General features: G+C 71.1%; 17 protein-coding genes and 1 pseudogene. 7 read left to right on the top strand and 11 right to left on the bottom strand.

The window, feature by feature from the left end; genetic code table 11:
- Window positions 1-186: 186 nt before the first annotated feature.
- Window positions 187-993 (top strand): glycoside hydrolase family 16 protein, encoded by an 807-nt coding sequence (locus GVL05_RS09930; protein WP_159573048.1) that lies wholly within the window; start codon window positions 187-189, stop codon window positions 991-993.
- A 113-nt stretch (window positions 994-1,106) separates the two neighbouring features.
- Window positions 1,107-1,547 (top strand): BLUF domain-containing protein, encoded by a 441-nt coding sequence (locus GVL05_RS09925; protein WP_123338900.1) that lies wholly within the window; start codon window positions 1,107-1,109, stop codon window positions 1,545-1,547.
- Window positions 1,548-1,562: 15 nt separating this feature from the next.
- Here the strand turns inward: GVL05_RS09925 and GVL05_RS09920 are convergent, their stop codons facing one another.
- Entirely contained in the window at window positions 1,563-3,242 is a 1,680-nt protein-coding gene (locus tag GVL05_RS09920) for an HAD family acid phosphatase (protein ID WP_159573047.1), read from the bottom strand.
- Between the two features lie 129 nt (window positions 3,243-3,371).
- On the opposite strand from GVL05_RS09920, the gene GVL05_RS09915 reads away from it, so the two are divergent.
- The 4 genes from GVL05_RS09915 (at window position 3,372) to GVL05_RS09900 (ending at window position 8,155) form a co-directional block, all read left to right on the top strand.
- Window positions 3,372-4,367 (top strand): Gfo/Idh/MocA family protein, encoded by a 996-nt coding sequence (locus GVL05_RS09915; protein ID WP_159573046.1) that lies wholly within the window; start codon window positions 3,372-3,374, stop codon window positions 4,365-4,367.
- Window positions 4,368-4,440: 73 nt separating this feature from the next.
- Window positions 4,441-5,949, top strand: a complete 1,509-nt coding sequence (gene dacB, locus GVL05_RS09910) for a D-alanyl-D-alanine carboxypeptidase/D-alanyl-D-alanine-endopeptidase (RefSeq protein ID WP_228505416.1) — start codon at window positions 4,441-4,443, stop codon at window positions 5,947-5,949.
- Window positions 5,950-5,972: 23 nt separating this feature from the next.
- On the top strand, window positions 5,973-6,593 hold the full coding sequence (locus GVL05_RS09905; protein ID WP_131845653.1) for an isochorismatase family protein: 621 nt from the start codon (window positions 5,973-5,975) through the stop codon (window positions 6,591-6,593).
- 92 nt (window positions 6,594-6,685) lie between these two features.
- Window positions 6,686-8,155 carry an NAD-dependent succinate-semialdehyde dehydrogenase gene (locus GVL05_RS09900; protein ID WP_159573063.1) on the top strand — a complete coding sequence of 490 codons (1,470 nt, stop codon included), beginning with the start codon at window positions 6,686-6,688 and terminating at the stop codon, window positions 8,153-8,155.
- A 19-nt stretch (window positions 8,156-8,174) separates the two neighbouring features.
- Here the strand turns inward: GVL05_RS09900 and GVL05_RS09895 are convergent, their stop codons facing one another.
- The 10 genes and pseudogenes from GVL05_RS09895 to GVL05_RS09850 form a co-directional block, all read right to left on the bottom strand.
- Complete coding sequence (locus GVL05_RS09895; RefSeq protein WP_159573045.1) at window positions 8,175-10,028, bottom strand: ABC transporter ATP-binding protein; 1,854 nt, start codon at window positions 10,026-10,028, stop codon at window positions 8,175-8,177.
- 7 nt (window positions 10,029-10,035) lie between these two features.
- Window positions 10,036-10,251, bottom strand: coding sequence for a hypothetical protein (locus tag GVL05_RS09890; RefSeq protein ID WP_123292166.1), 216 nt, complete (start codon window positions 10,249-10,251; stop codon window positions 10,036-10,038).
- 144 nt (window positions 10,252-10,395) lie between these two features.
- A complete protein-coding gene (locus tag GVL05_RS09885) occupies window positions 10,396-11,775 on the bottom strand; it encodes an MFS transporter (RefSeq protein ID WP_123292167.1) in 1,380 nt (459 codons plus the stop codon).
- Window positions 11,776-11,963: 188 nt separating this feature from the next.
- Window positions 11,964-12,617: pseudogene (ribA, locus tag GVL05_RS09880) on the bottom strand (GTP cyclohydrolase II); the annotation flags it as partial.
- A gap of 29 nt (window positions 12,618-12,646) precedes the next feature.
- Window positions 12,647-13,747 carry a bifunctional diaminohydroxyphosphoribosylaminopyrimidine deaminase/5-amino-6-(5-phosphoribosylamino)uracil reductase RibD gene (gene ribD, locus GVL05_RS09875; RefSeq protein WP_235035932.1) on the bottom strand — a complete coding sequence of 367 codons (1,101 nt, stop codon included), beginning with the start codon at window positions 13,745-13,747 and terminating at the stop codon, window positions 12,647-12,649.
- 105 nt (window positions 13,748-13,852) lie between these two features.
- The gene (locus GVL05_RS09870) at window positions 13,853-14,425 is read right to left on the bottom strand and encodes a GNAT family N-acetyltransferase (RefSeq protein ID WP_159573043.1); all 573 of its coding nucleotides are present in this window, start codon (window positions 14,423-14,425) and stop codon (window positions 13,853-13,855) included.
- Between the two features lie 2 nt (window positions 14,426-14,427).
- Window positions 14,428-15,438, bottom strand: a complete 1,011-nt coding sequence (gene trpS, locus GVL05_RS09865; protein WP_111084195.1) for a tryptophan--tRNA ligase — start codon at window positions 15,436-15,438, stop codon at window positions 14,428-14,430.
- Between the two features lie 42 nt (window positions 15,439-15,480).
- Window positions 15,481-16,323, bottom strand: coding sequence for an exodeoxyribonuclease III (locus tag GVL05_RS09860; protein ID WP_159573042.1), 843 nt, complete (start codon window positions 16,321-16,323; stop codon window positions 15,481-15,483).
- Between the two features lie 93 nt (window positions 16,324-16,416).
- A complete protein-coding gene (locus GVL05_RS09855) occupies window positions 16,417-16,689 on the bottom strand; it encodes an HPr family phosphocarrier protein (protein WP_159573041.1) in 273 nt (90 codons plus the stop codon).
- A gap of 69 nt (window positions 16,690-16,758) precedes the next feature.
- A complete protein-coding gene (locus tag GVL05_RS09850) occupies window positions 16,759-17,529 on the bottom strand; it encodes a DeoR/GlpR family DNA-binding transcription regulator (protein WP_111086639.1) in 771 nt (256 codons plus the stop codon).
- Window positions 17,530-17,781: 252 nt separating this feature from the next.
- On the opposite strand from GVL05_RS09850, the gene ptsP reads away from it, so the two are divergent.
- Window positions 17,782-19,437: a phosphoenolpyruvate--protein phosphotransferase gene (ptsP, locus tag GVL05_RS09845; protein ID WP_159573040.1), complete on the top strand. Its 1,656-nt coding sequence runs from the start codon at window positions 17,782-17,784 to the stop codon at window positions 19,435-19,437.
- Window positions 19,438-19,497 lie beyond the last annotated feature (60 nt).

The following is a 19,497-nucleotide window of genomic DNA, read 5'->3' as shown; positions in this document are numbered from 1 at the left end:
ATCCCCGGTCACGGATCTGCATCAGGTCCTGACCGGGGATTTTTCTGTTGGCGTGAAGCCGCACGCTTCGGCCGCAGGACAGACAGGGGCACGGGGCCCGGGATAGCGTGACGACGTCGCGGGGGTCCCTGCGACGCAAGAACCACATCGCCCAGCCTCCTCCGGCGGACGATCGATGGAGGCACCGTGCTCACCCGTGTGACGATGATCGTCCTCGTGGGTGCGGCGGCAGCGGCACTCGCCGTGAGCGCCGCCGCAGTTCCCGAATCCAGCCGCTCGTCGGCAGCCGCTGCGTCCCAGGGGCAGCAGACGAACGCGACGCCACTGCGGGCGGACGGCCCCGCTGTCCGCCCCGACCCGACGATCGGCCGGGTGCCGACCTTCTCGGTCGACTTCGACACACCGGCGGCGGCGGACGGGCCGTTCGCTGCGACGTACGCGCAGTCGTGGCAGCCGTACCCGGACGGCACCGGTGGACGGTACTGGTCGGGTTCGCAGATCAGCGCGCACGACGGGTACATGGACGTCGCCCTGGACGGCGAGCACGGTGCGGCTGGCACCTTCGGCACCCCGGAGGATGCCTGGTCACACGTGGGTGGGACGTTCAGCATCCGAGCGCGTGCGACCGGCGGCGCCGACAACGGCGTCGCGGTCATGCTGTGGCCGACGTCGGACGACTGGGGCGACGGCGAGGTCAACTTCCCCGAGGGCAACTTCGACAGCACGCCCCGCGTGTTCCACCACTCGATGGTCCCCGGTCACGAGAAGCGGTTCGACCACTACAACACCCGCGTGTCCTGGAGCTCGTGGCACACGTACACGATGGAGTGGATCCCGGGCCGAGCGGTCAACTACTACCTCGACGGCGAGTTGGTGTACACGGTCGCCCGGAACGTCCCGTCGTCCCCGCACCGCTACATGTTCCAGGTCGGCAACTGGGGTGACCCGGGCCACCTCGAGATCGACTGGGTCCGCACGTACGATCCTCGGTGACGGGTGCGGATCACCGCACGTTCTTCCCCGTTCTGGGGATTCCCGGAAGCGACGTCCATCGGCCACGATCGAGACCGAGCCCACTCCGGGCGTCGAAAGGTCGTCAGGTCGTCATGCTGTTGTCCCTCCTCTACATGAGTGCCGCTGACGAGCCCTTCGACCAGGAACGGCTGGACGCGCTGCTCGAGCACGCCAGGTCACGCAACGCCGCGTCCGGCCTGTCCGGTCTGCTCGTCTACAAGGACGGCCGCTTCATGCAGCTGTTGGAGGGCCCGGAGGACGCCGTGCTCGAGACCTACCAGCGCATCATCGACGACCCTCGCCACACCGACGTCGGCCTGCTCGTCGAGGAGCGCATCCACACGCCGCGCTTCGGCGAGTGGACGATGGCGTTCGACCGCGACGCGGAGACGCCGCTGCCGGACGGGTTCGACGCGTTCCTGGTCGACGGCGACAGCAGTGCGGACACGAGCAAGGCCCGCGCCCTGCTGCGGTGGTTCCGCAACCACCCGCTGGCGGCGCCGGACGCGGCGCTCGGCAAGCACCGCCGCTGAGGGCGTGTGTCGGCCTCAGGGCAGGTAGTACGTCGGGTTCGGCAGCTTGACGCTGCGGTCCGCCGAGCCCCCGAGCAGGTCGCTGTACTGGTCGCCGAAGTTCGCGACCACGTCGTAGCGTCCGCCGGATCGTGACTCGATGTGCGCCCGGGTCTGTGACTTGTACTCGACGGTGGTGCACTTCGCCGTGGCGCAGGTGATGTACGACGGCTGCTGCGACGCCCCGACCCCGGTCCACTTCGTGTAGTACGTCTCGGTGCCGCGCTTCGTGGCCGAGAACTGCGGGTAGCCGACGCGCTGCAGGTTGTCGATGGTGGCGGTCTCCTGATCGGCGTTCCGGCCGGTCAGCCCGATGATCGTGCAGCCGGAACGCTGTGCGATCGACACGAGCGAGGTCATCGACGGGGTCGCGGCGAACCGTTCGTCCTGCACCCACTCGTCCTGCAGTGCGGGGTCGAAGACGAAGTGCATGTCCGCGACCTCCATGTCGTAGGTCCAGAGCGTGGTGTCGTCGGCGTCGAGCACGATCGCGGGGTTGCGGTGCAGCTTGCGGCCGACGGCGCACTGGGCGGCGACGACGGGGGCCTGCCGCCGGACGAGGGACCGCATCTCGCGGATGTACGGGGAGTCGGTGCGGTTCGCCAGGCCCGTGCCGGGGTCGCCGTAGTAGGTGGCGATGGTCTTCTTGACGGAGTCGATGTTCGGGATGCCCTCACCGGACTGGGTCGCACCGGAGGAGCCGTCGGCAGCCATCGTGAACTGTGTGCGGGGCGCGAGCCGGGGCTCGGAGACGCCGGGCAGATCGGCCGAGGGGAGGGAGTAGGTGGGGTTCGGCAGCTTGAGGGACCGGTCGGCGTACCCGCCCTGCAGGTCGCTCCACTGGTCGCCGATGTTCAGCGTGATGTCGTAGCCGAGGTCCTGCTCGATGTGCTTGCGGGTCAGCGCCTTGTACTCGACGGTCGTGCAGCTCGCGGCGGCGCAGGTCACGTACGACGGCTGCTGCGAGGCGCCCTTGCCGGTCCACTTCGTGAAGAAGCGGTCCTCGGTGAAGGCGGTGTAGCCGACCTTCGACAGGTTCTGCACGGTTGCGGTCTTCTGGTCGTCGTTCCGGCCGGTCAGTCCGAACACGGTGAAGCCCATCGCGGCGGCGCGGTTGACGAAGCCGACCATGGACGGGGTGGCGGCGAACCGTTCGTCCTGCACCCACTCGTCCTGCCGTGCGGGGTCGAAGACGAAGTGCATGTCCGCGACCTCCATGTCGTACGTCCACAGGGTGGTGTCGTCGGCGTCGAGGACGATCGCGGGCTTCTCGCCGTGCCGGACGGCGCGGTCGTGGATGCGCTGCAGCGACGCTCCCTGGCGGGCGACGATCGATCGCATCTCGCGGATGTAGGGGGAGTCGGTCCGGTTCGCCAGGCCCGTGCCGGGGTCGCCGTAGTAGGTGGCGATGGTCTTCTTGACGGAGTCGATGTTCGGGATGCCCTCGCCGCCCTGGGTCGCACCGGACGTGCCGTCGGCAGCCATCGTGAAGTGCGTCCGCGGGGTCAGGCCGGCGTCGGCGGAGTGCCCTGGCGAGTGTCCCGGTCCGTGTCCTGGGTCGCCCCACCCGTGTGCGCTGGCCGGACCGCCGACGAGGGTGGACGTGAGGACGATCGCGGCGCTGGTGGCGACGACGGAGAGGACGGAACGGCGCATGGAGGACCTGCACACCTTCGACTCGGGGAGGAGTGACCCCCGGATGGGGGATCTCGCAGCACGTTAGCTGGCAATCACCCGTGGAGTCCATACCAAAGTGCTGCGGCCAGTCCTGGTAGACATGGCCCCATGACGGTTCGCTGGGGAGTCATCGGCACGGGCGGCATCGCCCGGTCCTTCGTCGGCGACTGCGTCGCCGCGGGCATCGAGTTCACGGCGGTCGGCAGCCGCACCCGCGACGGTGCCGAGGCGTTCGCGGCGGAGTTCGGCATCCCACGGGCGCACGGCTCCTACGAGGACCTCGTCGCCGACGACACGGTCGACGCCGTGTACGTCGCGACCCCGCACGTCCGGCACGCCGAGGACGCCCTGCTCGCGATCCGCGCCGGCAAGCACGTCCTCGTCGAGAAGGCCTTCACGATGACGGCGGCCGAGGCGCGGACCGTGGTCGATGCCGCCCGTCGAGCCGGTGTCGCGGTGACCGAGGCGATGTGGACCCGGTTCCTGCCGCAGATGGCGATGATCCGCGAGGTCCTGGCCGAGGGGCGCATCGGCCGGCCGGTGCTCGTCGAGGCGACGCACCACCAGGCCCTGCCCACCGACCCGTCGCACCGGCTGCGCGATCCGGCCCTCGGCGGTGGAGCCCTGCTGGACCTGGGCGTGTACCCGGTGTCGTTCGCGGTGGACGTGCTCGGTGTGCCCACCTCGCTCGTCGCGGCCGGCACGCTGAGCGAGCAGGGCGTCGACACGCAGATGGGCATGGTCCTGACGCACGAGGGCGGCGCGCAGTCGATGGTGCACTTCGGGATGGACCTGCGCAGTCCGAACACCGCCTCGGTCATCGGGGAAGCGGGGCGCATCGACGTCGACTCGACCTGGTACACCCCGACCACCTGGCGGATCCGCGACCGCGACGGTGTCGTGGTCGAGGAGTTCGACGCGCGCGAGGAGCTCGCCGGCTACGGCCACGAGGCGCGCGCGTTCGAGGCGATGGTCACGTCCGGCGTGCACGAGGGCGGTCCGATGGACGCCGAACAGTCGGTCGCGATCATGGCCGTCATGGACGAGGCCCGCCGCCAGGTCGGCGTGCACTACCCCGCGGACGACGCCTCCACAGCGCCCTGATCCGGGTCGCGTCGTCCACATCGGGACGATCCGGCCTGGAGGCTCCTGCCGCAGTTCCGTAGGATCGGTCACGATGTCCGAGCAGCAGCCCACCCCGCCTTCCGTACCGGAGCGTGTCCGCGCCGCCGTCGCAGCCGCGCGCGCCTCCGCCGTGCGCCGCCCGGTGCCCTGGATCGCCGGTGGGCTCGCAGCCCTGCTCGTGATCGGTTCGGGCGGGGCCGTCGCGGTCGCCGCCGCGATGACACCGGACACGGGCACGACGGCCGCGCCGGCGACCACGTCGCGCGCGACCTCGACCCCGAGCCGGTCGACCGCCACCACGAAGCGACCGACGAGCACGCCGACACCCACCCCGGACGCCCGCGCCGTGCCGAGGGACCCGGCCGGCCCGTCCGCGCTGCGCACCTGCTCGATCGCCGGTGCGGCGTCGGCGAGCGGTCTCGGCGCGTTCGAGGGGTACGTCATGGACGCGAAGACCGGCGAGGTCCTGTTCTCGAAGGACGGCGACAAGGCCGCCCAGACCGGCAGCGTCATGAAGACCCTGACGACGGCGACGGCGCTCGCGGTGCTCGGCGGCGACCACCGCATCCCGACCACCGTCACACAGGAGTCCGGCGGGACCATCGCGCTGGTCGGGCACGGCGACGCCACGCTGTCCGCCGGCAACGGCACGGTCTACCCGGGGGCCCCGACGCTCGCGCAGCTCGCCCAGCAGGTCAAGGCGAAGGTCGGCAACACCCCCGTCACCACCATCGTGACCGATGACACGTACTGGAGCGACGCCGACGCGTGGGACCCCACGTGGCCGGTGTCCGAGCGCACCATCGGGTACCAGCCGAAGGTCACGGCGCTCATGGTCGACGGTGACCGGGCGAACCCGGCCGCGGCGACCTCGCCCCGGTCCGAGGACCCGGTCGGCCGTGCGGGCACCGCGTTCCGGACGGCACTGGCGAACGCCGGGGTCGCCGGGGCCGGGTCGGCACAGATCGTCAAGCGCGCCACGACCAGCACGAACACCATCGCGACGGTCTCGTCGCAGCCGGTGTCGACGCTGATCGGGCAGATGATCCCGAACTCGGACAACACCCTCGCCGAGATGCTCGCCCGGGTGTCGTCGAAGGAGTCCGGCTCGAACGGGTCGGCGGCCTCGCTGACCTCGGTGTACCAGTCGGCGCTCGGCTCCTACGGCGTCGACCCGGCCGGCATCGTCATCAAGGACGGCTCGGGCGAGAGCGCCGCCAACGCGGTGTCGCCGAACTTCGTCGCCCACCTCATGGTGCAGGTCGCCGCCGGTGCGAAGGGTCTCGGCACCCTCGCGAACGCCCTGCCCGTGTCGGGCCAGTCCGGCACCCTCGCCAGCCGCTTCACCGGCGCGAACGCCGTCGCCCGCGGCAAGGTGCACGCGAAGACCGGGTGGATCGACAGCGCGAACACCCTCGGCGGGTACATCGACGCCGCGGACGGATCGCGCCTGACCTTCGCGTTCTACGCCATCGGGTCGTCGCGCGCGGCCGCGCTGCCGGCGCTCGACGCGGTGACCGCTGCGGCCTACTCGTGCGGGAGCAAGCTCACCGACTCCTGAGTCACCGGGTGTTGGATGGGCCCATGGCACGGGCTCTCCTCATCGTCGACGTCCAGAACGACTTCACCGAGGGCGGTGCGCTCGGTGTCACCGGGGGCGCGGCCCTCGCGGAACGGATCAGCGCGTTCCTCGGCCGGCACGCCGAGGAGTACGACCTGATCGTCGGCTCCCGCGACTGGCACCACGGCGACGACGACAACGGCGGACACTTCGCCGGACCCGAGGGCCCCGACTTCGTCGACACGTGGCCCGTGCACTGCGTGGCCGGCACACCGGGCGCCGAGTACCACCCGGAGCTCGACACCGAGCCGATCGACGTCGACGTCTTCAAGGGCCAGGGCACGCCGGACTACTCGGCGTTCCAGGCCCGGACCGAGTCGGGCGTGCCGTTGCCGGAGATCCTGACCGAGCACCGGGTGCACTCCGTCGACATCGTCGGCATCGCCACCGACCACTGCGTCCGGGCCTCGGCCCTCGACGCCCGCGCTGCCGGCATCGACGTCGCGGTCTACGAGGACCTGGTGGCCGGCGTCGACGACGAGCGCAGCGCCCGCGCGCTCGACGACATCCGAGCGGCCGGCGGGCACGTCGACCGCAGCGACATGGACGAGGGGCTCGCGAACCCCGGAGGAGCACAGCTGTGACCGAGACCAACACCGAGACCGACACCGAGACGAGCACCGACACGAGCACCGCGACCGGCGACCTCACCACCACCGGCGACCTCACCACGACCGTGGGCGACGAGCACGTCACCGTGCACGGCGTCCCGACCGGCCTGTTCATCGGCGGGTCCTGGCGCCCGTCGACGAGCGCCGCGACGTTCGCCGTCCGCGACCCCTCGACCGGCGACGTGCTGGCCGAGGTCGCCGACGCCACCCCTGAGGACGGCATCGCCGCGCTCGACGCCGCGGTCGCCGCGCAGCAGGAGTGGGCGGCCACCGCACCGCGCCAGCGCTCCGACGTCCTCCGCCGCGCGTTCGACCTGGTCCGCGCGCACGAGGACGACCTGGCCGCCCTGATGACGCTCGAGATGGGCAAGCCCCTGGCCGAGGCCCGCGGCGAGGTGGTCTACGGCGGCGAGTTCCTCCGCTGGTTCTCGGAAGAGGCCGTCCGCATCGGCGGCGACTACCGCACCAACCCCGAGGGCACCGGACGCGCGATCGTCCTGAAGCGTCCGGTCGGCCCGGTCTACGCGATCACCCCGTGGAACTTCCCCCTCGCCATGGCGACCCGCAAGATCGGCCCCGCACTGGCGGCCGGCTGCACGGTCGTCGTGAAGCCTGCGGAGCTCACGCCGCTGACCACGCTGTTCCTGGTCGAGCTGTTCCGCCGTGCCGGGCTGCCGGACGGCGTGCTCAACGTGGTGCCGTCCCGCGACGCCAAGGGCCTGTCCGAGCCGATCATCGCCGACCGCCGCCTCCGCAAGCTCACCTTCACCGGATCGACGCCGGTCGGGTCCGCGCTCCTCAAGCAGGCGGCGGACAACGTGCTCAGGACGAGCATGGAGCTCGGCGGCAACGCCCCCTTGCTGGTGTTCGACGACGCCGACCTCGACGCCGCCGTCACCGCTGCGATGCTCGCGAAGTTCCGGAACGTCGGCGAGGCCTGCACGGCCGCCAACCGGTTCTTCGTGCAGGACGGCATCGCCGACGCGTTCGTGGCCGCCCTCACTGCGAAGGTCGACGCGCTCCGCATCGGCCGGGGCACCGAGGACGGCACGACGATGGGGCCGCTCATCGACGACCGTGCAGTGGACAAGGCTGCCGGACTCGTCGACGACGCGGTCACCCGCGGCGCGCGGCTCGTCACCGGCGGACACCGCGTCGAGCGGCCCGGCACCTACTACGCGCCCACGGTGCTCGACGACGTGCAGCCGGGTTCGGACATCCTGACGACCGAGATCTTCGGACCGGTCGTGTCGATCACCCGCTTCGCGACCGAGGACGAGGGCATCCGGCTCGCCAACGACACCGAGTTCGGGCTCATCGCCTACGCGTTCACGACGGACTTCCCGCGCGGGCAGCGGCTCGCCGAACGCCTGGAGACCGGGATGCTCGGGCTGAACACCGGCGTCGTGTCGAACGCAGCGTTCCCGTTCGGCGGGGTGAAGTCGTCCGGCCTCGGCCGCGAGGGCTCGCACGAGGGCATCGAGGAGTACCTCGAGACCGTGTACGTGCTCACCCCGGACCCGTTCGCCGCCTGAACGGGCCCGATGGCGGGGCTCAGACCAGCAGCTGGTGCTTCGCCAGGTCGCGGTAAAGCGGCGTCGACTCGACGAGCTCGGAGTGCGTGCCGGCGCCGACGACCCGGCCGTGCTCGAGCACGACGATGACGTCGGAGTCCACCACGGTGGAGAGCCGGTGCGCGATGACGAGCAGGGTGCGGTCCTCGGCGACGGCGTCGATCGCCAGTCGCATCTTCTGCTCGTTCACGCCGTCGAGCGACGACGTCGACTCGTCGAGCAGCAGGATCGGGGGAGCGGCGAGCAGGGCGCGGGCGATCGCCAGCCGCTGACGCTCGCCGCCGGAGAGCATCACGCCGTCCTCGCCGACCTGGGCGTCGAGCCCACGCGGGTCGCGGTGCAGCACCTCGCCGAGGTTGACCGCCTCGAGCACGCGGACGCAGTCGTCCTCGGTCGCGTCCGGCGAACCGAGCAGCAGGTTCGCTCGGATGGTGCCGGCGAGCACCGGGGCGTCCTGCTCGACGTAGCCGATCTGGGCGCGGAGCTCCTGGCGGTCCATGCCCCGGACGTCGATGCCACCGAGCCGGATGACGCCGTCGGTGGGGTCGTAGAACCGCTCGATCAGGGCAAGGGTCGTCGACTTGCCAGCACCGGACGGGCCCACGAGTGCGACCCGCGAGCCGCGGGGAACACGGAACGACACGTCGTGGAGCACCACGTCGTCGGCCGGACGCTCGTCGGCGAGCCGATCCGGGCCTCCCGGTCGATCCACCGCGCCGGACGCGACGGCGCCGTCCGGACCGGACGCATCCGCTGCAGCCGCGTACCGGAACGTGACGTGCTCGAACGTGATGGCGTCGTCGGAGGCCACCGCGGCGGCGGGGCGCGCAGCGGCGTCGTCCTGCGCCTCGGTCGGCAGGTGCAGGATCTCCTCGATCCGGCCGAGCGCACCGAGCGCCTGGGCGACCGCGACGGCAGCGCCCATCGCCTGGCCGAGCGGCATGATCATCATGAAGAGCAGCAGGATGAACGTGATGAGCGTGGCGATGGTGATGGTGCCCGCAGCGACCTGGGCCCCGCCGACGCCGAGCACGGCGATGAACGCCACCTGCATGACGATGCTCGCGACGGGGACGACGAACGCGGACATCTTCGCGATGTCGAGGCCGCGCTGGTAGGCCTCGGTCGCGTGTCCGTCGACCTCGTGCACCTCGCGCTCGGTGGCACCCGCCGCGCGGATGGTGCGGACGGCGCCGATGCCGCGCTCGACCGCCGCGGTCAGGTCGCCGACCTTCTCCTGCGCACGCTTCGACGCGATCCGGATGCGCCGACTCAGTCCGCCGACGACCACGATCGCGACCAGGACGATGACGACCACGATCACGAGCAGCAGCGGGTCGATGATCGCCATCGCGATGATCGCGCCGATGAACGTGAGGGCGCCGCCGATCGACTCGATCAGGCCCTGGGTCAGGACGGCGCGCAGGAGCGTGGTGTCGCTGCCGACGCGGGACACCAGGTCGCCGGTGCGGCGGGTGTCGAACTCCGAGATCGGCAGGTTGAGGATGCGGGCGATGAGCTTGCGGCGCGTCGAGAGCACGACGCCCTCGCCCGCACGCTGGAGCAGGAAGTGCTGCACACCGTTCAGGATGCCGGCGACCAGGACGAGCCCGACGAGCAGCCAGACGAGCGTGCTGAGCGTGTTGCCCTGCTGCACCGCCGTGACGACCTGGTTGACGAGCAGCGGCTGCGCGAGCGACGCCCCAGCGCCGAGGATGCTCAGCACGATGATGACGACCATCGCCGGCTTGTTCTCGAACAGGTAGGACAACAGGCGGCCGAAGGTGGCGCGGGGGCCGTCGGTCTTCTTGGGGCGCGCGAAGGGGAGACTCATCGTGTTCCTAGTTTCTGCCGTACTTCTTGTGCACTGCCTGTCGGCTGACACCGAGCAGGGTCGCGATCTCCTGCCACGACGCCCCGGCGTTGCGGGCGGCACGGGCAGCGAGTTCTTCGGTCCGGTCGAGTTCACGGCGGAGCTCGCGCACGTTCGCGAGGGCGGAGAACGGGTCGTCCCCGGAGGCTCCGGCCGCGAGGCTCGTGATGGTCGGTCGATCCATGAGTGTCAACCTACATTGACGCGCCGACATCTGTCAACCTGAGTTGACGGACAGGGTCGCGCCGTCCGGTGGACGCGACGACGGACGGACGGGAGGCCCGGTGCCAGCTGGCACCGGGCCTCCCGTCCCACAGGTGGTCGCGTCTCAGGCGTCGGCGAACTCCTTGCTCTTCGTCTCGCGGACGAAGAGCAGCGCGACGAGCGTCACGACGGCGGCGATCGTCAGGTACAGCCCGACCAGGAAGATGTTGCCGTCGGCCTGCCACAGCGCCAGGGCGATCGTCGGTGCGAGCGAGGCACCGAGGATCGACGCGACGTTGTACGCGATCGCCGAGCCGGTGTACCGGACGTTCGTCGGGAACAGCTCCGGCAGCAGCGCACCCATCGGCCCGAAGGTCAGCCCCATCAGGGACAGCCCGACGATCAGGAACGTCACCACCGTGATCGGACCCTGCGACGCGGCGAACCAGAACTGGAACGTCAGACCGAACAGCGCGATGCCGATCGTGGTCGGGATGAGGGTCTTCCGGCGCCCGAACTTGTCGGCCAGGATGCCGGCGATCGGGGTGAAGATGCCGAAGAACACGACGCCGATCATGAGCAGCGTCAGGAACTCACCGCGGCTGTAGCCGAGGCCGACCTTCGGGACGAGCGGACCGGCCTCGGCACCGGTGGTGCCGTACGACAGCGTGAACGTGGTCATGAAGTAGAAGAGGACGTACGTCGCGACCATGCCGAACGTGCCGACGATGAGCGCCTTCCACGAGGTGCGGAACACCCGGCCCAGCGGGATCTTCGCGACCGTGCCGGACTCCTGCACGCCGCGGAACACCGGCGACTCGACGAGCTTGAAGCGCACGTAGAGCCCCACGATGACCAGGACCGAGGAGAGCAGGAACGGGATGCGCCAGCCCCACGCCTGGAAGTCGGCGTTCGGGGTGCCGTCGGCACCGGCGGGCATCGCGGCGTTGATCGCGATGAACAGGCCGTTCGCGAGCAGGAAGCCGATCGGTGCGCCGAGCTGCGGCATCGAACCGAAGACGCCGCGCTTGCCCTTGGGGGCGTTCTCGGTGGCGAGCAGTGCCGCACCGGACCACTCGCCGCCGAGGCCGACGCCCTGGGCGAAGCGCATCACGGCGAGCAGGACCGGCGCCCACACGCCGATGGTGCTGAAGGTCGGCAGGCAGCCGATCAGGAACGTCGCGGTGCCCATGACGAGCAGCGACGCGACGAGGGTGGTCTTGCGGCCCACCCGGTCACCGAAGTGCCCGAAGATGATCGACCCGATCGGCCGCGCGAAGAAGGCGAGGGCGAACGTCACGAACGACGACAGCTGCGATGCCGTGGGGTCCTCGTTCGGGAAGAACAGCGTCGGGAAGACGAGGACCGCGGCCGTCGCGTAGACGTAGAAGTCGTAGAACTCGATCGAGGTGCCGACGAGGCTGGCGATGACGACGCGCGAGCGCGGGTTGCCTGCTGGTGCCGGAGCTGAGGTCGGGGTTGCTGGTGCCGGTGCGGCGGTCATGGGTGTCGTGTGGTCTTCCGTGGTGCGCACTCCTGGCAGGGAGCACGGATACCCGAAACGGCGGACACCGATCGGTTCGCGCAGGGTGGCGCGGGCACCGATCGGGTGCGTTCGGTTGGTGGGGGACCGCTTGTGACGGAAGACAACATCGTACGACAGATGTCGCCCACCTGCGAATCAGCCCAGAGTCAGCTGGCGGCTCCTGCGCCGGCGCCCGCCCCGGCGCTGGCACCGGCCTCGAGGTGGGCGGGCAGCTGGTGCCCCATCCGGTCGCGCTTGGTGTCGAGGTAGCCGGCGTTCTGCGCCGAGACGCCGACGACCAGCGGCACGAGTGACTCGACGGTGATGCCGTGCTCCTCGAGCTGGCGACGCTTCTCGGGGTTGTTCGAGAGCAGCCGCACGCGGGTGATCCCGAGTTCGGCGAGGATGCCCGCGGCGCCACCGTACGCACGGGAGTCTGCCGGCAGCCCGAGCGCCAGGTTGGCGTCGAGCGTGTCGAGGCCGTCTTCCTGCAGGCGGTAGGCCTTGAGCTTGTTGATGAGCCCGATGCCGCGTCCTTCCTGCCCGCGCAGGTAGACCACCACTCCGCCCTCGGCAGCGATGGTGTCGAGTGCGGCGTCGAGCTGGGGTCCGCACTCGCACTTCAGCGAGCCGAACGCCTCGCCGGTCAGGCACTCGGAGTGCACGCGGACCAGGGCGCCGTCGGACGGGGCGGACCCGTCGGGCAGCGCGCCGATGATCGCGACGTGCTCCGCGCCGGTCACGAGGTCGCGGTAGGCGCGCATCTGGAACGTGCCGTGGGTGGTGGGGACGTTCGTCGACACCTCGAACTGGACGGGGCTGCCCGGGGTGGAGGAGGTCAGCGCGTCGGTCATGGGGTGCTCCGGTCGTTCGTGGGCCCGTCGTCTCCGAACCCGGGTGCTGCGTCGTGCTGCTGCGGTGTCTGCTGCTGTGGTGGCGCTGGCTGCGGCTGCGCTGTCGCGCTGCGTTGCGGTCGGGCTCGGACCAGCAGGTCAGGGCCCAGGCTGGTGGTCGATAGTACGTCCAACCGCCGACGCCCGGACATGCTTCCCACCCCGAGGTCGTCGAGGGCGACCCGGGGTCCGCCGAGCAGGATCGGGGCGACGTACACGAGGTACTCGTCGACGAGCCCGGCGGCGATGAGCGCGGACGCGACGGTGGGGCCGCCCTCGACGAACACCGAGTGCACGCCGTGCCCACGCAGGGCGGCGAGCGACGCGGCGAGGTCGTGCCCCGGCAGCGTCACCAGCCCACGGGGGTGTCGACGGACCGCGGCGTCATCGGGGACGGCGCGGTCACCGAGCACGACCGCGAGCGGCTGGTCGGCGAGGAGTTCGCCCGCGTCACCCCGAGCGGTCAGGCTCGGGTCGTCGGCGAGCACGGTGCCGGTGCCGACCAGGATCGCGTCGTGCGCGGCACGCTGCTCGTGGACGTGCTGTCGGGCTGCGGCGCCGGTGATCCACTTGCTCGTCCCGTCGGCAGCCGCGGCGCGGCCGTCCAGGCTCGAGGCCCACTTCACGGTCACCCACGGGCGTCCGAGTCGGACTGACAGGAGCCACCGTTCGAGGAACGCCTCGGCCTCGTCGGCGAGCACCCCGGACACGACGTCGACCCCGGCGGCGCGGAGACGGTCGGCGCCGCCGTGCACGTCCGTACCCGGATCGTCGATCGCGTACACGACACGGGCGACCCCGGCCTCGATCAGGGCGACGGCGCAGGGGCCGGTGCGGCCGGTGTGGTTGCAGGGTTCGAGGGTGACGACGGCCGTCGCGCCGCGGAGCTGTGCCGGATCGACCTTCGCCATCGCGTCGACCTCGGCGTGCGGGGTTCCGGCACCCTTGTGCCACCCCTCGGCGAGGACGTCGCCGACGGGGGAGAGGATCACCGCGCCGACCCGAGCGTGGTCGCCCACGACGGGCCCGAGGGCCGCGAGTTCGAGCCCGCGGCGCATCGCCCGGACCTCCGTGGGTCGTGCCGTGTCGCTCACGGATCGAGCCTACCGGCGGTGGATCGGTGACGCGTCATCGTCGGGAACGCGGCGTCATGCGGGACCAGGTCACGGGGCGCTGCGTGACGGAGCGTCGGGCCACGGGAGGTCCGATGCGGGCGCACCGTCGGCCCGGCGCAGGGCGGTCCAGGCGGTCGTCGGTCCGCCGTCGCGTCCGGGGATCCGTGCGGGCCCGGCGCCGGTGAACGAGAACCCGGCGCTGCGTGCGACCGCGGCCGACGCCGTGTTGCCCTCGTAGCACTCCCAGTAGACGTCCCGAGCACCGTCCTCGAACGCCCAATCCACGACGAGCTCGACCGCATCGTGCATCAGGCCGGCACCGCGGGCCGAGGGCGCCAGCCAGAAGCCGAGGTCGCGGCCGGCGGTGCGGTAGCCGATGATCCCCTCGAGCCAGGTCGACCCGCGGCGACGGATCGCCCAGGTGTACTCGCGGTCCGACGCCCAGCCGGGTCCGACCAGGGCGTCGACGAAGGTCCGTGCGTCCTGTTCGCGGTACGGCGTGGGGATCGTCGTCCAGCGGACGATGTCCGGGTCCTGACAGGCGTCGGTGATCGCCGCGGTGTCCGACCGGGTCGGGACGTCGAGTCGGACCCGGGCGGACTCCAGCGTGACCGGCAGCACGGTCAGCCGCGCGAGCGCGGGACGAACCCGATCCGGTCGTACACACGCGCCAGGGTCTCCTGCGCGATGGACTCGGCACGGTCCGCTCCGACGGCGAGCAGTCGATCGAGCTCCGCCGGGTCGTCGAGCAGCTCGAGCGTGCGGGTGCGCACCGGCTCCAGCTCGGCGACGACGGCGTCGGCGACCGCGCCCTTGAGATCCCCGTAGCCCTTGCCCGCGAACGATGCCTCGAGCTCGGCGACGGGGGTCCGGCTGAAGGCGGACAGGATCGCGAGCAGGTTCGTCACGCCCGGCTTCGCCTGTCGGTCAGAGCGGATCTCGCGCTCGTCGTCGGTGACGGCCGACTTGATCTTCTTCGCGGTGCGCTTCGGGTCGTCGAGCAGCCGGATCAGGCCGCTGTCGGACGCCGCGGACTTGCTCATCTTGCTCGTCGGGTCCTGCAGGTCGTAGATGCGCGCCGTCTCGGTGCCGATCCGGGCCTCGGGCACGACGAACGTGTCGCCGAACCGCGAGTTGAAGCGTCCGGCGAGGTCGCGGGTGAGCTCGACGTGCTGGCGCTGGTCGTCGCCGACCGGCACCACCTTGGTGTCGTACAGCAGGATGTCGGCGGCCATCAGGACCGGGTACGTGAAGAGCCCGACCGACGCGGCCTCGGACCCTTGCCGCGCCGACTTGTCCTTGAACTGGGTCATCCGGCTCGCCTCACCGAACCCGGTGAGGGTGTTGAGCACCCAGGCGAGCTCGGCGTGGGCCGGCACGTGTGACTGCACGAACAGCGTCGACTTCGTCGGGTCGATGCCCGACGCGATGTACTGCGCGGCCGTCGCCCGGGTGCTCGCGCGGAGCTCGGCCGGGTCCTGCGGCGAGGTGATCGCGTGCATGTCGACGACGCAGTAGATGGCGTCGAAGTCGTCCTGCAGGTCGCGCCACTGCATGAGCGCTCCGACGTAGTTGCCGAGGTGCAGCGAGCCGGCGGACGGCTGGATGCCCGAGAAGATGCGGGTCTTGGTCATGGTGGTGTTCCTGTGGGTCAGGTGGAGCGCAAGGAGTGGGGATCAGAGGTCGTAGTCGACGACCACGGGGGCGTGGTCGGACCATCGCTGGTCGTACGCCGCGGCGCGGTCGACCGTGTACTCCGTGACCTTCGCCGCGAGGTCGGGCGTGGCCATCTGGTAGTCGATGCGCCAGCCGGTGTCGTTGTCGAACGCCTGGCCGCGCCAGGACCACCACGTGTACGGCCCCTCGACGTCGCCGGCCTGCGCACGCCCGACGTCCACCCAGCCGAGCCCCGGGCCCGTCGAGCCGTCGGCGCCTTCGACCGGTTCGCCGTCGGCACCGAAGAAGCGCGAGAAGTAGGCACGCTCGCGCGGCAGGAAGCCCGCTCGCTTGACGTTGCCCTTCCAGTTCTTGATGTCGCGCTGGTCGTGCCCGACGTTGAGGTCACCGACGACGACGGCGAGCGGGTTGTGCGCGCGGAGGGCGGGCAGCCGCTCGGTCATGGCGTCGAGGAACTTCCACTTCTCGTCCTGCTTGGGGGTGTCGACCTCGCCCGAGTGGACGTAGGTGGACACGACCGTGACCGTGGTGCCGCCGATCTCGTAGTCGGCCTCGAGCCAGCGGCCGGCGGAGTCGAACTCGTCCGGTCCGAGGGCGACGCGGTGGATCTGGGCCGAGTGCCTGGACGCGATCGCGACCCCCGCCCGGCCCTTGGCGGTCGCGGGGTCGTGCACGATGTCCCACTCGTCGCCGAGCAGACCGGCCAGGTCCTCGCTCGACGCACGGACTTCCTGCAGGGCGAGCACGTCGACGTCGCGGGTGGCGAGCCAGTCGCCCATGCCCTTGCGGAAGGCGGCGCGGACGCCGTTCACGTTGACGGATGCGAGGCGCAGGCGTGTCATGCCGACCACCTTATCGGCGGGCGCCGACAGCCCCGGACCGCACCGATCCGAGGTTCCACGACTCGCCGCATGCCGTCCGTCGGATCCGCGCGATCAGGCCGCGTCGTGGTCCGTCTGCAGGAACTCGACCAGGCTGTCGGCGGTGGTCTCGGCGTCGTCGCCGGTCACGGTGAGGCTGACCTCGTCGCCGTTCTCGATGCCCAGGCCGAGCAGGGCGAGGATGCTGCCGGCGTTGCCGGACTTGTCGCCCTTGGCGATCGTGACCTGGTGGCCGGAGGCCGTCACGGACTGGACGAAGAGGGACGCGGGGCGCGCGTGCAGGCCGGACGCGCTGGCGACGGTCACGGTGCGGGTGGCTTCGGACATCGATGTACTCCTGTCGATGGGTGGTGCGCTCATGCTAGCGAGCGCCGGATGGGCGGGTCGGGCGAGCGGTCAGGGTCGACCGGGCCAGAACACCTCGGTGCCGGCGGCCTCGACCTCGCGGACCAGGTCGAGGTTGACGGCGGGGTCGGTGATGATCGTGTCGATGGCGGCGAGGGGTGCGACGCGGCCGAACTCCTCGCGGCCGAACTTGGTGTGGTCGGCGAGCAGGATGCTGCGGCGGGCGGACTTGATCATCGCCGACTTCACCGCGGCCTCGGCCATGTTGTGGGTCGTCAGGCCGCGCTCCGGGGTGATCCCGTTGATGCTCACGAAGGCGACGTCGACGCTCACCATGCCGATGAGCTGGTGCGTCCACGTGCCGACGCCGGCCAGGGAGTCGCTGCGGATGTTGCCGCCGAGCAGGTGCAGGTCGATGCCCGGGCGGTTCGCGACGGCCATCGCGACGGGGAGCGAGTGGGTGACCACGGTGAGTCCGCGGTCGGTCGGGAGCATCTCGGCGAGGCAGATGGTGGAGGTGCCGGCGTCGATCATGATCGAGCCGTTCTCCGGCAGCTCCTCGAGCGCGGCCTCGGCGATGACCATCTTCTCGGCCTGGTTGATGCCGCCCCGGTCGCCGACACCGGGGTGGATCGTGATGCGTTCGACCGGGATGGCACCGCCGTGGGCACGTCGGACCAGTCCCCGTCGCTCCAGCGAGGTGAGGTCGCGGCGGATGGTCTCGGGCGTGACCTCGAGCAGTTCGGCGAGGTCCTTGACGTCGACCCGCCCCTGCGCGCGCGCCTGCTCGACGATGCGCTGGTGGCGTTCTGGTGCGTACATCGGACCTCGTCGTCTCCTGGTCGGAACGGAACGGACATGACCGGGCACGAACCTGACGGAACCGAGCCGGAGTGGCTGGCCGCCAGACGCAAACGGGCATCTGTTTCTGCATTTTTATCCCCGGATGTGTTTGTTTGTCAACGCGGATCGGGGTAGTGTGCTGCTCAGCCGCACCGGCGAGGTCCCGTCTCAGCCGTGCGCGCACCGAACGAACACCCCACCGCAAGCGCGTGTGAGATGAAGGAGTCTCGAATGTCCGAACTGCTCGGCACCGGCGTCGGCCGCGGCGTCGCCCACGGCCCCGTGCTCCGCATGGCGGACCCGCTCGGCGAACCGTCGAAGGACGCCCTGACCGGTTCGGCAGACGACGCGAAGCAGGCCGTGCACGACGCACTGGCCGCAGTGGCCGAGGACCTCAACAAGCGCGGACAGCTCGCCGGCGGCGACGCCCAGGCCGTGCTCGAGGCGCAGGCGCTCATGGCGCAGGACCCGACCCTCCTCGACGACGTGCACACGCGCATCGACGGCGGCACCAACGCCGAGCGTGCCGTGTACGAGGCGTTCGCGCAGTTCCGTGACCTGCTCGTCGGCATGGGCGGCTACATGGGGGAGCGCGCAGCCGACCTCGACGACGTCGCCCAGCGCATCATCGCGAAGCTCCGCGGCGTGCACGCCCCCGGTGTGCCCGAGTCGGACACCCCCTTCGTCCTCGTCGCCCGTGACCTCGCTCCGGCGGACACCGCACTGCTGGACCTCGACAAGGTCCTCGCGCTGGTCACCCGTGACGGCGGCCCGACCTCGCACACCGCGATCCTCGCCCGCGCCAAGGGCATCACCGCGATCGTCGGCGTCACCGGTGCCGACGACCTGGTCGACGGGCAGTCGATCGTCGTCGACGCCGTCGCCGGCACCGTCGTCACCGAGCCGTCCGATGCCCTGGTGGCCGACGTCGAGCAGCGCATCGCCGACCGGCTCGCCGCGGCCGCCGCACCGCTCACCGCCGGTGCCCTGGCCGACGGCCACGTCGTGCCCCTGCTCGCGAACCTCGGCAGCCCCGCCGACGCCGCGGGCGCCGTTGCTCTCGGTGCGGAGGGCGTGGGGCTCTTCCGCACCGAGTTCCTCTTCCTCGACTCGCCGAAGGCGCCGACCGTCGACGAGCAGACCGAGTCCTACCGTCAGCTCCTCGCCGCGTTCCCGGGCAAGAAGGTCGTCGTCCGTGCGCTCGACGCCGGTGCCGACAAGCCGCTGCCGTTCCTGACCGACAAGGACGAGGAGAACCCGGCGCTCGGCCGTCGCGGGCTCCGTGCGCTGCGCAACCACCCCGAGGTGCTGCGCGACCAGCTCGTCGCCCTCGCCCAAGCCGACGCCGCGACCGAGGCCGACCTCTGGGTCATGGCCCCGATGGTCGCCGACGCCGAGGAGACCGAGTACTTCGTCACCCTCGCCCGCGAGCTCGGCATCCGCACCGCCGGCGTGATGGCCGAGGTGCCGTCGCTCGCCCTGATGGCCGAACAGGTGTTCCAGAACGCGGACTTCGTGTCGATCGGCACGAACGACCTGACCCAGTACACGATGGCCGCCGACCGCATGCTCGGCACCGTCGCGTCCTACCAGGACCCGTGGCACCCCGCCGTCCTGCGCCTCGTCGCGCAGCTCGGTGCGGCCGGTGCCGACGCGGGCAAGCCCGTCGGCATCTGCGGTGAGGCCGCAGCCGACACGCTGCTCGCCGTCGTGCTCGTCGGCCTCGGCGCCACCACCCTCTCCATGACCCCCGCGGCCCTGGCCGACGTGCGCGCCGAACTCGGTCAGCACACGCTCGAGCAGGCCCGCGAGATGGCCCAGGCGGCACTCGCCGCGTCCACGGCGGCGGCCGCGAAGTCCGCCGCGGCGGCCGCGCACGCCGTCTGAGCCGCACCATCCCCAACACCCCGTCCGCACCAGCAGCAGCTCCACCACACAGAAAGTCAC

This window comes from Curtobacterium sp. 18060 (assembly GCF_902706105.1).
In the GTDB taxonomy this organism is placed as follows: domain Bacteria; phylum Actinomycetota; class Actinomycetes; order Actinomycetales; family Microbacteriaceae; genus Curtobacterium.
This window is presented reverse-complemented; position numbering and strand designations above follow the sequence as displayed.

Coding starts and splice junctions, on each gene's coding strand:
- GVL05_RS09925 (WP_123338900.1), top strand. CDS start 1,107: ATGCTGTTGTCCCTCCTCTACATGAGTGCCGCTGACGAGCCCTTCGAC.
- GVL05_RS09920 (WP_159573047.1), bottom strand. CDS start 3,242: ATGCGCCGTTCCGTCCTCTCCGTCGTCGCCACCAGCGCCGCGATCGTC.
- GVL05_RS09915 (WP_159573046.1), top strand. CDS start 3,372: ATGACGGTTCGCTGGGGAGTCATCGGCACGGGCGGCATCGCCCGGTCC.
- dacB (WP_228505416.1), top strand. CDS start 4,441: ATGTCCGAGCAGCAGCCCACCCCGCCTTCCGTACCGGAGCGTGTCCGC.
- GVL05_RS09905 (WP_131845653.1), top strand. CDS start 5,973: ATGGCACGGGCTCTCCTCATCGTCGACGTCCAGAACGACTTCACCGAG.
- GVL05_RS09895 (WP_159573045.1), bottom strand. CDS start 10,028: ATGAGTCTCCCCTTCGCGCGCCCCAAGAAGACCGACGGCCCCCGCGCC.
- GVL05_RS09890 (WP_123292166.1), bottom strand. CDS start 10,251: ATGGATCGACCGACCATCACGAGCCTCGCGGCCGGAGCCTCCGGGGAC.
- GVL05_RS09885 (WP_123292167.1), bottom strand. CDS start 11,775: ATGACCGCCGCACCGGCACCAGCAACCCCGACCTCAGCTCCGGCACCA.
- ribD (WP_235035932.1), bottom strand. CDS start 13,747: ATGCGCCGCGGGCTCGAACTCGCGGCCCTCGGGCCCGTCGTGGGCGAC.
- trpS (WP_111084195.1), bottom strand. CDS start 15,438: ATGACCAAGACCCGCATCTTCTCGGGCATCCAGCCGTCCGCCGGCTCG.
- GVL05_RS09860 (WP_159573042.1), bottom strand. CDS start 16,323: ATGACACGCCTGCGCCTCGCATCCGTCAACGTGAACGGCGTCCGCGCC.
- GVL05_RS09855 (WP_159573041.1), bottom strand. CDS start 16,689: ATGTCCGAAGCCACCCGCACCGTGACCGTCGCCAGCGCGTCCGGCCTG.
- GVL05_RS09850 (WP_111086639.1), bottom strand. CDS start 17,529: ATGTACGCACCAGAACGCCACCAGCGCATCGTCGAGCAGGCGCGCGCG.
- ptsP (WP_159573040.1), top strand. CDS start 17,782: ATGTCCGAACTGCTCGGCACCGGCGTCGGCCGCGGCGTCGCCCACGGC.